The 13112-nt window shown below is 71.0% G+C and carries 13 protein-coding genes; 4 read left to right on the top strand and 9 right to left on the bottom strand.

The window, feature by feature from the left end:
- Window positions 1-21: 21 nt before the first annotated feature.
- Entirely contained in the window at window positions 22-948 is a 927-nt protein-coding gene (locus BLW82_RS34465; protein ID WP_093508429.1) for a 5'-3' exonuclease, read from the top strand.
- A 170-nt stretch (window positions 949-1118) separates the two neighbouring features.
- Window positions 1119-1964, top strand: a complete 846-nt coding sequence (locus BLW82_RS34460) for a siderophore-interacting protein (RefSeq protein WP_093505132.1) — start codon at window positions 1119-1121, stop codon at window positions 1962-1964.
- A gap of 104 nt (window positions 1965-2068) precedes the next feature.
- Here BLW82_RS34460 and BLW82_RS34455 read toward each other — a convergent pair whose 3' ends face one another.
- The 3 genes from BLW82_RS34455 to BLW82_RS34445 all read right to left on the bottom strand — a co-directional run bounded on the left by BLW82_RS34455 (window position 2069) and on the right by BLW82_RS34445 (window position 4663).
- On the bottom strand, window positions 2069-2845 hold the full coding sequence (locus BLW82_RS34455; RefSeq protein WP_093505130.1) for an ABC transporter permease: 777 nt from the start codon (window positions 2843-2845) through the stop codon (window positions 2069-2071).
- Complete coding sequence (locus BLW82_RS34450; RefSeq protein WP_093505128.1) at window positions 2842-3852, bottom strand: ATP-binding cassette domain-containing protein; 1011 nt, start codon at window positions 3850-3852, stop codon at window positions 2842-2844. Before BLW82_RS34450 ends, BLW82_RS34455 begins: the two co-directional genes overlap by 4 nt.
- Window positions 3853-4030: 178 nt before the next feature.
- Window positions 4031-4663, bottom strand: a complete 633-nt coding sequence (locus BLW82_RS34445) for a PadR family transcriptional regulator (RefSeq protein ID WP_256216040.1) — start codon at window positions 4661-4663, stop codon at window positions 4031-4033.
- Window positions 4664-4873: 210 nt separating this feature from the next.
- Here BLW82_RS34445 and BLW82_RS34440 point away from each other — a divergent pair, with 210 nt between their 5' ends.
- Together BLW82_RS34440 and BLW82_RS34435 are read left to right on the top strand one after the other, a co-directional pair.
- Complete coding sequence (locus BLW82_RS34440; protein WP_093505125.1) at window positions 4874-6406, top strand: amino acid permease; 1533 nt, start codon at window positions 4874-4876, stop codon at window positions 6404-6406.
- Window positions 6407-6491: 85 nt separating this feature from the next.
- Window positions 6492-7448 (top strand): RluA family pseudouridine synthase, encoded by a 957-nt coding sequence (locus BLW82_RS34435; protein WP_093505124.1) that lies wholly within the window; start codon window positions 6492-6494, stop codon window positions 7446-7448.
- On the opposite strand, the gene BLW82_RS34430 is transcribed toward BLW82_RS34435, so the two are convergent.
- The 6 genes from BLW82_RS34430 to BLW82_RS34405 form a co-directional block, all read right to left on the bottom strand.
- Complete coding sequence (locus tag BLW82_RS34430; RefSeq protein WP_093505122.1) at window positions 7445-8920, bottom strand: cytochrome P450; 1476 nt, start codon at window positions 8918-8920, stop codon at window positions 7445-7447. The genes BLW82_RS34435 and BLW82_RS34430 overlap by 4 nt on opposite strands.
- 77 nt (window positions 8921-8997) lie before the next feature.
- On the bottom strand, window positions 8998-9618 hold the full coding sequence (locus tag BLW82_RS34425; protein WP_093505120.1) for a GTP-binding protein: 621 nt from the start codon (window positions 9616-9618) through the stop codon (window positions 8998-9000).
- Window positions 9599-10027: a DUF742 domain-containing protein gene (locus tag BLW82_RS34420; protein ID WP_093505118.1), complete on the bottom strand. Its 429-nt coding sequence runs from the start codon at window positions 10025-10027 to the stop codon at window positions 9599-9601. Before BLW82_RS34420 ends, BLW82_RS34425 begins: the two co-directional genes overlap by 20 nt.
- Window positions 10024-10431, bottom strand: a complete 408-nt coding sequence (locus tag BLW82_RS34415; RefSeq protein WP_046726726.1) for a roadblock/LC7 domain-containing protein — start codon at window positions 10429-10431, stop codon at window positions 10024-10026. Before BLW82_RS34415 ends, BLW82_RS34420 begins: the two co-directional genes overlap by 4 nt.
- Entirely contained in the window at window positions 10428-12047 is a 1620-nt protein-coding gene (locus tag BLW82_RS34410) for a sensor histidine kinase (RefSeq protein WP_107408587.1), read from the bottom strand. Before BLW82_RS34410 ends, BLW82_RS34415 begins: the two co-directional genes overlap by 4 nt.
- Before the next feature lie 335 nt (window positions 12048-12382).
- Window positions 12383-13009 carry a TetR/AcrR family transcriptional regulator gene (locus BLW82_RS34405; RefSeq protein WP_093505116.1) on the bottom strand — a complete coding sequence of 209 codons (627 nt, stop codon included), beginning with the start codon at window positions 13007-13009 and terminating at the stop codon, window positions 12383-12385.
- Window positions 13010-13112 lie beyond the last annotated feature (103 nt).

Here is a 13112-nt window from a genome sequence, read left to right as displayed (position 1 = left end):
CTGTCGGTGCCGTACGGCATGATGCCTCGCGTGACCGCACGACTGATGCTTCTCGACACCGCCTCGCTGTACTTCCGCGCCTACTTCGGCGTCCCGGACTCCGTGAAGGCGCCGGACGGCACGCCGGTGAACGCCGTGCGCGGACTGCTGGACTTCATCGACCGGCTGGTCAAGGACCACCGGCCGGATCTGCTGGTGGCCTGCATGGACGCGGACTGGCGGCCGCAGTGGCGGGTCGACCTCATCCCCTCCTACAAGGCGCACCGGGTCGCCGAGGAGCGCGAGACGGGGCCGGACGAGGAGCAGGTGCCGGACACCCTCTCCCCGCAGGTGCCGGTCATCGAGGAGGTGCTGGACGCGCTCGGCATCGCCCGGGTCGGGGTCGCCGGGTACGAGGCCGACGACGTGATCGGCACCTTCACCGCGCGCGCCGCGGGCCCGGTGGACATCGTCACCGGCGACCGCGACCTCTACCAGCTGGTGGACGACGCGCGCGGGGTGCGGGTGCTGTACCCGCTCAAGGGCGTCGGCACGCTGCAGATGACGGACGAGGCGTGGCTGCGCGAGAAGTACGGGGTGGACGGAGGCGGGTACGCGGATCTGGCGCTGCTGCGCGGCGACCCGAGCGACGGGCTGCCCGGGGTGCCTGGCATCGGCGAGAAGACGGCCGCGAAGCTCCTCGCCGAGTTCGGCGACCTGGCCGGGATCATGGCCGCGGTCGACGATCCGAAGGCGAAGCTCACGCCGTCGCAGCGCAAGCGGCTGGACGAGGCCCGGCCGTATGTCGCCGTGGCACCGAAGGTGGTCCGGGTCGCCGGTGACGTGCCGCTGCCGGAGGTCGACACGGCTCTGCCGAAGGCCCCCCGGGACCCGGTGCGGCTGGACGCCCTCGCCGCCCGCTGGGGCCTGGGCGGCTCGCTGAACCGCCTGCTGGCGACGCTGGGGTGACCACGACCCGACGACGGCCTGACGACGAAGGACCCCGGAGGAACCTTGGGAGGACCCCGCGGAGGGAATGTTCCGGCAAAGCCCGCTCATCAAGTGTTCATGGAAGAGGTGTTCACCGGAAAAGAGGTGCTAACTTAGGTAAACCTAACCATTGAGTAGGGAGGCCGGTCATGGCAGAGCGCCCGGGACGTAAGCCGCGTAAGCCCCATTCCGCTCAGGTGGTGCGCACCGAGCGGCTGAGCCCGCACATGCAGCGCGTGGTCCTCGGCGGTGACGGGCTGGCCGGTTTCGCCGCGGACACCTGCACCGATCACTACGTGAAACTCCTCTTCGGGCCGGCGGGCGTCAGCTACCCGGAGCCCTTCGACATGGAGCGGATCAGGGCCGAGTTCCCCCGTGAGCACTGGCCGGTGACCCGTACCTACACCGTGCGCTCCTGGAATCCCGAACACCGGGAGCTGACCCTGGACTTCGTGGTGCACGGCGACGAGGGCCTGGCCGGGCCCTGGGCCTGCCGGGTCCAGCCCGGCGAGACCGTGCGCTTCATGGGCCCCGGCGGTGCCTACGCCCCCGACACGGAGGCCGACTGGCATCTGCTCGCCGGTGACGAGAGCGCGCTGCCGGCGATCGCCCGTGCCCTGGAGTCCCTGCCGGCCGGGACGAAGACGTTCGCCTTCGTCGAGGTCTCCGGCCCCGAGGAGGAGCAGAAGATCGACTCCGACGTGGAGGTCGTCTGGCTGCACCGGGGCGAACGGCCGGTCGGCGAGGCCCTGGTCGCCGCCGTACGGGGGCTGGACTTCCCGGAGGGCCGGGTGCACGCCTTCGTGCACGGCGAGGCGAGTTTCGTGAAGGAGCTGCGGGCGCTGCTGCGTGTGGAGCGCCAGATCCCGCGCGAGGACCTGTCGATCTCCGGCTACTGGCGTCTCGGGCACAACGAGGACGGCTGGCAGGCCTCCAAGCGGGAGTGGAACGCCCGGATCGAAGAGGAGCAGGAGGGCGGCGCCACCGCCGCGTGAGCCGGCCGGCGGCACCTCACGAGGAGGTGCCGCCACCCGTCGCCGGTGACCCCGGCCGCTGGTACCGCGTGCCGGTCACCCCGACCACTGGTACCGCGTGCCGGTCACACCGACCGCTGGTACGACCTGAAGGTCCTGATCGACAGCCACACGGCCGCCACCGCCAGCGCCAGCAGCGCCCCGCCGCGGCCGAGCACCGCACCCCAGTCGGGGTCCGCCGACAGCGCCGAACGGCTCGCCACCATCGCCCAGTTGAGCGGGTTGAAGTCGGCGATGTGCCGCATCCAGCCGGGCATCTGGGACGGCGCCATGAAGGCGCTGGACAGGAAGGTCAGCGGGAGCAGCAGGAAGGTGTTGATCCCGATGATCGACTCCCGCTCGCGCACCAGCATGCCGAGGGCGTTGGAGAGCGCGCCGAAGATCGTGCCGAGCAGGACGGCGGACACCAGCAGGACGGCGATGCCGCCGACCCCGCCGGGGTAGTCGGCGCCGCCCAGCAGGCCGAGCAGCACGATGATCAGCGACTGGCCGGCGGTGACCAGGCCGTTGTTCACCACGTTGCCGTTCATCAGCGCGGCCCTGCTGACCGGTGTGGTCAGGAAGCGGTTGAGGGTGCCGCGCTGGATCTCCTCCAGGGTGCCCATGCCGGCCCACATGTTGGAGCTGAGGGCGCTCATCACGACCACGCCCGGCACTAGGTAGTCCAGGTAGGACGTGGTGCCGAAGCCGCCCAGCTCGACGACCTTCCTGAACAGGTTGCCGAACAGGAACAGCCAGATCACCGGCTGGATCAAGGTGATGACGGCGAACGCGGGCTGCCGGGCGAACACCACCAGCTGGCGCTGGGTCATGTACCAGGTCTGGGACACGGCGTTGCTCATCGCGCACCTCCGGCCAGGGCGAGGGCGCCGGCGGCGCCGTCTGCTTCCGCGTAACGGCGGCCCGCGTAGCGCAGGTAGACGTCGTCGAGGGAGGGCCGGGCGACGGTCGCGGCGACCACGGTCACCCCGGCCCGCTCCAGGGCGGCCAGCAGCGCCGGCATCGCGGCGGCCCCGTCGTCGGCGCGGGCGCTGATCCGGCGCCCGTCGAACAGCGCCTCGTGCACACCCTGCAGTGCGGTGAGCGCGCCCGTGAGCAGGGTGCGGCCGGCTTCCCCGGGCGCCTCGCGCAGCTCCACGTGGACGGCGTCGCCGCGCAGTTCGCCCTTGAGGGAGTCCGGGGTGCCCTCGACGACGACCCGGCCGCGGTCGACGATCGCGATCCGCTCGGCGAGCCGGTCGGCCTCCTCCAGGTAGTGCGTGGTGAGCAGGATGGTCAGGCCCTCCTGACCGGCCAGCCGGCCGATCTCGTCCCACATGGCGGTGCGCGCCTCGGGGTCGAGCCCGGTGGTGGGCTCGTCGAGGAAGAGCACCTCGGGGCGGTGGACCAGGCCGAGGGCCACGTCGAGCCGGCGCCGCATGCCGCCGGAGTAGCCCTTGACCTGGCGGCCGGCGGCGTCGGTGAGGGTGAAGCGGTCCAGCAGTTCGTCGACCCGGCGGTTCAGCGCGGCCCCCCGCAGGCCGTAGAGCCTGCCTTGGAGCTGGAGGTTCTCCCGGCCGGTGGCGACGGGGTCGGCCCCGGAGTTCTGGGCGACCACGCCGATCGCGCGGCGCACCCGGTCGGGGTGGCGCAGCACGTCGTGCCCGGCCACGGTGGCGGTGCCGGAGTCGGGGCGGGCCAGGGTGGTGAGGATCTTGACGGTGGTGGACTTGCCGGCGCCGTTGGGCCCGAGGAGGCCGAAGACGGTGCCGGGTTCGACGGTGACGTCCATGCCGTTGAGCGCGGTGACGTCGCCTGGATAGGTCTTGATCAGCTGGCGCGCCTGCACTGCGGGCGCACGGGTGTTCATGACAGGGCTCTCCTGAATGAGGGGATGACAGCTGATCCGCCTGAGGAGCACCGGGCTATCCTGGGTGTGCCGCACCTCGACGCCCGGATCTGCCTCACGGCGGGTTCAGCTCGGGGTTCGAGACCCTGGCGGGGCTGCTGCAACAGCTCCGCCGGGGTCTGTTTCTGTTGGCCTTCTGCTACCGGTCCGCCTCCGTGAACTCCGGCGGGAACTCGCCGGTCTCGTGGAACCGGCGCCAGCTCTCGACGCCCGGCAGCGATCCGTCCTGCATCTCCCGCACGAAGCCGCGGACCCATTCGGCCTGCGCTTCCAGCATGTGCAGGTGGTATTCGACCTCGACGACGAAGAGTCGGGGCAATGTCTCGTGCAGCTTCTCCAGCACGGCCCGGCCGCCGGTGACCTCGACCTCCAGGACGCTGAGCCGCTCCTCCAGCAGACGCTGGACCTCGTCCGGCGGCAGGGCGCCCATCAGCGAGAGCGCCGTCTCGAAGATCGGGTACTCCTTGACCGGGACGGCCATCAGGTCGGACAGCCAGTGGACCGTCTCGTCACGCCCGGCGTCGGTGATGCCGTAGACCGTGCGCTCCGGGCGGTTGCCCTGCCGCTCCACGTCGGCCACCTCGACGAAGCCGTGCTTCTCCAGGTTCTGCATGACCGTGTAGAGCGAGCCGTAGTTGATCCGGGTGCTGGTGTCCTTGCCCTGCCGGCGCATGGTCTGGGCGATCTCGTACGGGTGCATCGGACCCTGCAGGAGGGTCGTCAGCACGACGAGGGCCAGAGGATTGCTGAGCTTGCGCCGTTTCACCGCCACGCCGACCACCTCGCTTCCGAATATCCGTGGCCGAACATATCGCGTCTCCACGGCAGACGTCAATGCACACGATGTATCGCGATGGAAGCGATCACGCAAGGGCGTGAGGACTTGGGACCGCCCCGGACATGCCGGTGTGACGCCTTCGAAACAGCGCGTCCCTAATTTCTGTCGCCCGACAGGAAATCCGCCTGACAGGCAGGTACCGCCGTGACGACCATCGACGACCACTCCCTGAAGGAGTCCGACGACCGCTCCCTGCAGGAGTTCGGCTACCGCCAGGAGCTGCATCGCAGCCTCGGCCGGTACGCCTCGTTCGCCGCCGGGTTCTCCTTCATCTCCGTACTGACGACCGTCTTCCAGTTCTTCGCCTTCGGGTACGCGTTCGGCGGCCCGGTCTTCTTCTGGGCCTGGCCGGCCGTCCTGGCAGGCCAGTTGCTCGTGGCCGCGTGCTTCGCCGAACTGGCCGGCCGCTACCCGATCTCGGGCGCCATCTACCAGTGGTCCTCCCGCCTGTCGAACCCGTCCTTCGGCTGGTTCGCCGGCTGGATCATGGTGATCGGGCAGGTCGTGGTGGTCGCGGCGGCCGCGCTCGCCCTCCAGATGGTGCTGCCCGCGCTCTGGTCCGGCTTCCAGCTGATCGGCACGGACACCGCGGTGACCTCGGCCGACGGGGCCGCCAACGCCGCCGTGCTGGGCGTCGTCCTGCTGGTGCTGACCACGCTGGTGAACGTCATGGACAACCGGGTGATGTCCGTGGTCAACCGGGTCGGGGTGACCGCCGAGATCATCGGCGCGGCCCTGATCGTCGTGCTGCTGCTCACCCACTCCAAGCGCTCCCCCGGCATCACCTTCCACACCGGTACGGCCGCCGAGGGCGGTCTGCTGGGCGCCCTCCTGGTCGGCTCGTTCACCGCCGCGTACGTGATGATCGGCTTCGACAGCGCGGGCGAGATGAGCGAGGAGACCCACCACCCCCGGCGCACGGCACCACGCACCATCCTCACGGCGCTGACCGCAGCGGGCCTGCTCGGCGGCCTGGTCATCCTGGGCGGCCTGCTGGCCGCGCCCAGCCTGACCGACGGGCACCTCGGGGTCGACGGGCTGAGTTACGTCCTCACCAGCAGCCTCGGCGACGGGGTGGGCCGGGTGCTGCTGGCCGACGTGGCGGTGGCCATCGCGGTGGCGACGCTGGCGATCCAGACCGCGGCCTCGCGGATGCTGTTCTCCATGGCGCGGGACGGGCAGCTGCCGTTCGCCGAGCGGCTGGCGCGGGTGAATCCGCGTACCGGTATGCCGGGGGCGCCGGCCGTGGTGGTGGGGGTGCTGGCCGCCGTACTGCTGCTGCTCAACTTCGCGTCGCCGGACGCGTTCCTGGCGATCGGGACCACGTGCATCGTGATGCTGTACCTCGCGTACGCGATGGTGACCGGGCCGCTGCTGGTGCGGCGGCTGCGCGGGGAGTTCCGGGTCGAGGGGACGGACGAGACCGGGGCGCCGCTGTTCTCGCTGGGGCGGTGGGGGGTGCCGGTGAACGTGGTCGCGCTGCTGTACGGGCTGGTGATGACCGTGAATCTGGCATGGCCTCGGGAGGCCGTGTACGACCCCAGCGGGGGACACTGGTACTTCCGGTGGTTCACCATGTTGTTCCTGGTCGGGACGGTGGTGGTGGGCGGCGTCTGGAGGCTCACCCGGGCGGAGTCCAGGCGTACGGTCGCGGTGCCGGAGGAGGCTGTGGCGTAGCGGGTCGGGTGCGGGTGCGTGCGGGCTGGTCGCGCAGGTCCCCGCGCCCCCGAGAAGGGGGCGATGCCCGTACCCTTGGCTGCACATGAGACGCAAGACCGCCCCTCCCCCCTCCCCTCTCCCCCAGCGCCGGGGAGTGGATCCCGTTCGGGTGCGGTTGCCCTTCTCCGAGGAGTGGGAGACCGTCGGCGCCTATCTCGTCGCCCGGCTCTCCGGAGCCGCACCCGGTGTGGTCGAGGAGATGCTGGACGCGGGGCTCGTCGTGGGCGCCGACGGACACCCCGTCGCCGCCCACGCGCCGTACTCCGCCGGCCGCTACCTCTGGTTCCACCGCGACCTGCCCCCCGAGGTCCCCGTCCCCTTCCCCCTCGACGTCGTCCACCAGGACGATCACCTCGTCGTCGCCGACAAGCCGCACTTCCTCGCCACCACCCCTCGCGGCAGTCACGTCACCGAGACGGCGCTGGCCCGGTTGCGGCGGGAGCTGGGGATTCCCGCGCTGGGCGCCGCGCACCGGCTGGACCGGCTCACGGCCGGGCTCGTGCTGTTCACCGTGCGGCCCGGGGAGCGGGGGGCGTACCAGACGCTGTTCAGCGAGCGCCGGGTGCGCAAGGAGTACGAGGCGATCGCGCCGTACGACCCTTCGCTCGCCGTGTCCCGGACCGTGCGCAGCCGGATCCTCAAGGAGCGCGGGGTACCGGCGGCGCGGGAGACCGACGGGGAGCCCAACGCCGAGACGGTCGTCGAGCTGGTCGAACGCAGAGGTGACCTGGGACGGTACCGGCTCATCCCACGCACCGGCCAGACCCATCAACTGCGCGTCCACATGAGCGCGTTGGGTGTGCCGATTCTCGGTGATCCGCTGTATCCGGTCGTGACCGGCCCCGTGCCGGACGGTGACTTCCGGCGGCCGCTGCAACTGCTGGCGCGGCGGCTGGAGTTCACCGATCCGGTCACGGGGACGGAGCACCGGCTGTGCAGCGGGCGGACGCTGCAGGCGTGGGAGTCGTACCGGTCGTGGGCCGGTGGCCGGGTCCGTTAGCGGCCCAGCCACCAGCGGCGCAGCCTGGGCCAGATGCCGTGGGGCCTGGCCGGTTCGGAGGCGGACACGGCCACCGGCGCCGGCTGGGGCTCGGGGGCGGGGACCGGTTCCGGTGCTGCCGGGCGGGGGAGGCCGGCCTGCCAGTCGGTGCGCTGCGGGGGGACGAGGGCCGGGCTCGGCATCAGGGTGACGTCCTGCTTCGGCTTGGGGTCGAAGCGCACCGGCAGTTCCACCAGGTGCCGGGAGGCGATGGAGGCGCGCCAGCGCAGTTCCTCCTCGTCGCAGTCGAGCTGGATGTCGGAGAGCCGGGTCAGCAGCTGGTCGACGCCGACGTCGGCGATGGCACGGCCGATGTCCTGGCCGGGGCATTCGTGCGGCCCGCCGCCGAAGGCGAGGTGCGAGCGGTTGCCCTGCATGTTCGCGCTCAGGTCGGGGCGCACCCGCGGGTCGACGTTGCCCGGTGCGGGCGCGTAGAGCAGGCCGTCGCCCTTGCGGATGCGCTGGCCGCCGAGTTCCGTGTCCTGCTTGGCGAAGTAGGCGAAGACGGTGCTGAACGGCGGCTCGTCCCACAGGGACTGCTCGATCGCCTCCGGCACGGTCATCTGGCCGCCGTTGAGCTGGGCGCGGAAGCCGGGCTCGGTGAGGACCATGCGCAGCGCGTTGGCGAGGAGGTTGGCGGTGGTCTCGTAGGCGGCGTAGAGGACGACCCGCAGGTGCTGGGCGACCTCGTCGTCGTTGAGCCCGGCCGGGTGGTTGACGAGGTGGCTGGCGAAGTCGTCCTCGGGGCGGGCCCTGCGGCGGGCGGTGAGCCGGGTCAGGGCTCCCATGACGTACTCGTTGCTGGCGATCGCGGTCTCGGTGCCCTTGAGCGCGTCCCGGGTGGCCTCCACGATCCGGTCGTTGTACTCCTCGGGCATGCCGAGGAGTTCGCACATGACGGCCATCGGCAGGTGCTCGGAGTACTGGGAGACCAGTTCGGCGCGGCCCTTCTCGCAGAACTCGTTGACCAGCAGCTGGGTGTAGCGGCCGATGAGGCGGCGGATGCTGCGGTGGTCGATGGTGGTCATGGCGCCCTGGACCGCGGCCCGCAGCCGCAGGTGTTCGTCGCCCTCGGCGTGCGAGCAGATCGGCTGCCAGGCGATGTGCGGCATGAGCGGGTGGTCGGGTTTGACCATGCCCTCGCGCAGCGGGGTCCAGATGCGGCTGTCCCGGGTGAAGACGGCGGGGGTGCGGACCATCTGGAGGTTCTCGGTGAGCCCGAGGACCACCCAGATCGGCACGTCGTCGTGGAGCAGGACGGGCGCCACGGCGCCGTGTTCCTCGCGCAGCCTCTCGTACAGCTCGCCCAGGTGGTCCGCGTCGGTGCCGTAGAGCCGCTCCAGTCCGCCGGGGCCGCGGTCGTGCGCCGGACAGCCGGGCGGCGGGACCGGGTCCGTGCTGGCGCCGGCCTGGAAGGGGGATTCAGGCGTCACAGTGATCGCTCCGAGGAGATCCGAAAGAGTTCGAAGGAATGCGAAGGAGTCGGAAGGAGACGGGGGGAGCCCGGGTGTCAGGTGAGCGCGCCGGACATGGCGAGCGAGTGCAGGAAGCGCATCAGCGTCATCAGGACGTCCCGGCTGGAGGCCCGGCGGCGGGCGTCGCACTCGATGATGGGGACGTCGGGAGGCAGGTCCAGCGCGGTGCGCAGTTCCTCGACGGGGTAACGGGGCGCGTCGGGGAAGGAGTTGACGGCGACGACGAACGGCACGCCGCGCTCCTCCAGGCGTCCCATCACGTCGAAACTGACCTCCAGGCGCCGGGTGTCGATGAGGACGACCGCGCCGAGGGCGCCTTCGAACAGGCCGTTCCACAGGAACCAGAAGCGTTCCTGGCCGGGGGTGCCGAAGAGGTAGAGGACCAGCTGGTCGGTGATGCTGATGCGGCCGAAGTCCATGGCCACGGTGGTGGCGGTCTTGGAGTCGGAGCCGTAGTTGTCGTCGACCCCGATACCGGCCTGGGTCATGGTCTCCTCGGTGGTCAGCGGTCTGATCTCGCTGACGGAACCGACCATGGTGGTCTTGCCGACCCCGAAGCCGCCCACGATCACGATCTTCACCGCGGCCTGGGCGGTGTGCGGCAGATGATCCTCGGTGCGGGGGCCGGGGATCGTCTCAGAGCTTTTGAAGTCCATGCATCACCGCTTCGAGAAGTGAACGGTCGGGGAGCGCCTGGCGGACGATCGGGGCGCGCGCCTGCACCAGTTCGGCCGTGATCAGCTCGGTGATCAGTGCCGTCATCGCGCTGAACGGCAGGTTGAGGTAGGCCGAGAGCTCGGCCACGGAGAGCGGCGCGAGACAGAGCCGGAGCAGCGCCGCCTGCTCCGGGGTGACGGAGGGCGGTGCGGCGGCGCGCGCCACGATTAAGGTGACCAGGTCGAGTTCGGCCCGGGCGCCGTCGGCACCGCTGATGACGTAGAGCCGTTCGGGGTTCTTGTTGTCCTCGTCCTCGCCGCCGTTCTCGGGGGCCGGCGGCGCGGACGGGACCGCGGGTGGAGCGAGTTCCGGCCTGGGCCGGCGCCGTTTGCGTTGCGGAGGAGTCATACGGTCTGCCCGTTCCGCCGGGGCGGACTGGTGAGGTGGGCGCCGATGCGGACGACGAGGTCGCGCATCATCTCGCTCATCCGGCCGGGTTCGCAGGTGACGTCGGCGAGCACGGCGAGGTAGGCGTTGGCGCCGGCGGACATGAGGTAGAAGTAGCCTCTGTCGATCTCGATCAGGACGAGGTTCATGTCGCCGTTGCTGATGGGGAGTTCCTGGGCCACGGCGCCGGCCAGGCTCTGCACGCCCGCGCAGGCCGCGGCGAGCCGGTCGGCGGCGTCGGGGTCGCCGCCGTGCCGGGCGATGCGCAGGCCGTCCGCGGAGAGCACGACGATCATCTCGACGCCCGGTACGCCGTCGGCGAGTTGCTTGAGCATCCAGTCGAAGTTGCCTCGCTGCTGGATCACTTGAGGTCCCCCTCGTCGTCGGCCTCGGTGCCGGCCGGATCGTTGATCAGATGCAGGTACTTGGTGGGGTTCCGGGTGAAGTCGGTGGGGTGGACACCCGGGTTGTTCTTCTTGAGCCCCTCCCAGAAGGCATCGACCCAGAGGCCGGGCTCGCGGCGCTCCGGCTCGGGCTCCGGCTCGGGCTCCTTGTGCTGCGACCAGATGGTCGGGTTGCCCTCGCGTTCGGCACGCTCGATGGCGGCCTGCTCGGCGATCCGCTGGCTCAGCGGCGTCTTCATCCGGCTGCGTCGCTGCGGCAGCCCGCCCGCCGTCCACTCGGTGACCTCGGGGACGTCGTCCTCCATGGAGATCCCGGCGGGGATCCGGGGGCTGGTGGGCCGGCGCCGCTTGGGCGGGCGCTTGGGGCCTTCGAGGGCGCCCAGTTCGGGCTGGGGGATGCCGGTGGCGCCGATGCCGTGGGCGATGCCGGGGGCGGGGTCGGTGGTCATCATGTCGCTGGGCACGATGAGGACGGCCCGGACGCCGCCGTACGCGGAGGGGCGCAGCGAGACGTCCATGTTGTAGGTCTTGCACAGGCGGCCGACGACCGAGAGGCCGAGCCGCGGGTTCTCGCCGAGGACCTGGATGTCCTTGCCCTGCTTGGCCTTCTCCAGCAGGCCCTCCAGGCGGTCGCGGGCCTCCTCGTTGAGGGTGACGCCGGCGTCCTCGATCTCGATGCACACACCGGACTGCACCTCGACGGCGGTGACGTGCACCTTGGTGGAGGGCGGCGAGTAGCGGGTGGCGTTGTCGAGGAGTTCGGCGGCCGCGTGGATGACCGGCTCGACGGAGGTGCCCTTGATGTTGACCTGGCAGATGGAGTGCAGCTCGATGCGCCGGTACTCCAGGATCCGGGACATGGCGCCGCGCAGCACGCTGTAGAGGGCGACGGGGTTGGGCCACTGACGGCCGGGACGGCCGCCGCCGAGGACGGAGACCGAGTCGGCGAGGCGACCGATCAGCGCCGTGCCGTGGTCGATGCGCAGCAGGTCGTCGAAGACCTCCGGGTTGCGGCCGTGGTCCTCCTCCATCTCCCGCAGTTCGTGGGCCTGCTGATGGACGATGGCCTGGACGCGGCGGGCGACGCTGACGAAGGAGCGCTCCAGGGAGTCGCGCTGGAGGTCCTCCTCGTCGACGATGTCGAGCATGATGCGGATCAGCCGGCGCTGCGACTCGGGGGCGTGGCGCATCCGCGGGTCGACGTCGAAGAGCTGGCGGACCACCTCTTTGGGTGACTCGCCGGCCTTCAGCCGGTAGAGCGCGGTCGGGAAGACCTCCCGGCCGAGGTGCTCGATCTCTTCCTCGCTCGCGGCGAGGCGCCGTTCCAGATACGCGCTGTGACGGTCGTGCTCGGCACGGGCGTCCTGAAGCCTGCGGCCGCGGCGCACCGCTTCCGCCGCCGTCGCGAGCACCAGCAGCATGCCGACGGCCCCGCACACGCCGACGGCGATCCGGGCGGACCCCGCCACCAGGACGACGGCGGCGACGGTCGCCGCGGCCATCAGTATGGCGGGCAGCAACAGCACGCGCGCCAGGGAAAGTTCACGGCCATCGGGAGGCGATTGCACACTCACCATGTATGCCTTCTGAGACGAATCGGCTGGGTGTCGGGGGAGCTCGTGGGGGGAAGGTTCATGGAGCAGTCTGGATCTTCCGTATGTTTGGGAACAGGCGCACGAATTCACCTCAACTCGGTGCGCCGCGGGCGAGCTTAGTCCGACCGGATCAACGCCGTGTCATATTCGGCAAGCACCTGAAAACGCCCGGAGGACTGGAGTACCCTCGGTCGTTTTGCACGCAGGGCATTCGATCGAACACGCCCCGTAACTGCGTACAGGTGTACGGGCGCCACTCACCGTGACGGGTGAAAGGAGCCTCCGGGGCTCGACCCGCGCCGCCCCGGTGGGCCCCCTCAGACCCCCACGATCCGCAGCGCGGCCTCGGCCGTGGCGCGGGCGAACTCGCGGGCCGAGCGCTCCGGTTCGGAGCGGTGGACGAGGATGACGCCCTCGATCAGCCCGAAGACGAGATCGGTCCGCAGCTCCAGTTCCCCCTTGGCCAGCGCCCCGCCGGCCGCCGTGCCGGCGATCAACTGCCGGTAGGCGTCCTTGAGCTCGGCGCGTACGGCATGGAACCCGGCGAACCGCTCGGTGCGGACCTCGGGCAGCAGGTAGAGCGCGCCGAGGTTGTGCGGCCCGGCGCACAGCAGCTCCACGTCGGCCCGGCACAGGACCCGCAGCCGCTCCTCGGCGGGGGTCGCGTCGTCCGCGAGCAGCTCCCGCGCGCACGCCAGGGAGGGCGTGACGGTGGACTCGAGGAGCTCGGCGAGCAGATCCTCCTTGCCGGAGACGTAGTGGTACATCGACGCCTGCCGCATGCCCGCCCGTTCGGCGACGGCCCGGGTGGTGGTGGCCGCGTAGCCGCGGGTGGTGAACAACTCGGCCGCCGCCGCGAGCAGTTCGGCCCGCGGTTCGAGACCGCTGTCCGGTCGCTGCGCGACCCGCGGCCGGCCGACCCGGCGGCCACTGCTCGTCCCCATGCGTTCGATCCTCGCACACGACCCCGTACGGCGATCACGCCGACGCCACCCCCGGACCGGCCAGCGCCCCCCCGGTGAGCCCTCGGCAACCGGGCCGTTACGC

The organism is Streptomyces sp. Ag109_O5-10, assembly GCF_900105755.1.
Classification (GTDB): Bacteria; Actinomycetota; Actinomycetes; order Streptomycetales; family Streptomycetaceae; genus Streptomyces.
Note: the sequence above shows the minus strand (reverse complement) of the source record. Positions and strands in the feature narration are given on the sequence as shown.

Coding starts and splice junctions, on each gene's coding strand:
- BLW82_RS34465 (WP_093508429.1), top strand. CDS start 22: ATGCCTCGCGTGACCGCACGACTGATGCTTCTCGACACCGCCTCGCTG.
- BLW82_RS34410 (WP_107408587.1), bottom strand. CDS start 12,047: ATGGTGAGTGTGCAATCGCCTCCCGATGGCCGTGAACTTTCCCTGGCG.
- BLW82_RS34420 (WP_093505118.1), bottom strand. CDS start 10,027: ATGACTCCTCCGCAACGCAAACGGCGCCGGCCCAGGCCGGAACTCGCT.
- BLW82_RS34455 (WP_093505130.1), bottom strand. CDS start 2,845: ATGAGCAACGCCGTGTCCCAGACCTGGTACATGACCCAGCGCCAGCTG.
- BLW82_RS34450 (WP_093505128.1), bottom strand. CDS start 3,852: ATGAACACCCGTGCGCCCGCAGTGCAGGCGCGCCAGCTGATCAAGACC.
- BLW82_RS34460 (WP_093505132.1), top strand. CDS start 1,119: ATGGCAGAGCGCCCGGGACGTAAGCCGCGTAAGCCCCATTCCGCTCAG.
- BLW82_RS34425 (WP_093505120.1), bottom strand. CDS start 9,618: ATGGACTTCAAAAGCTCTGAGACGATCCCCGGCCCCCGCACCGAGGAT.
- BLW82_RS34405 (WP_093505116.1), bottom strand. CDS start 13,009: ATGGGGACGAGCAGTGGCCGCCGGGTCGGCCGGCCGCGGGTCGCGCAG.
- BLW82_RS34435 (WP_093505124.1), top strand. CDS start 6,492: ATGAGACGCAAGACCGCCCCTCCCCCCTCCCCTCTCCCCCAGCGCCGG.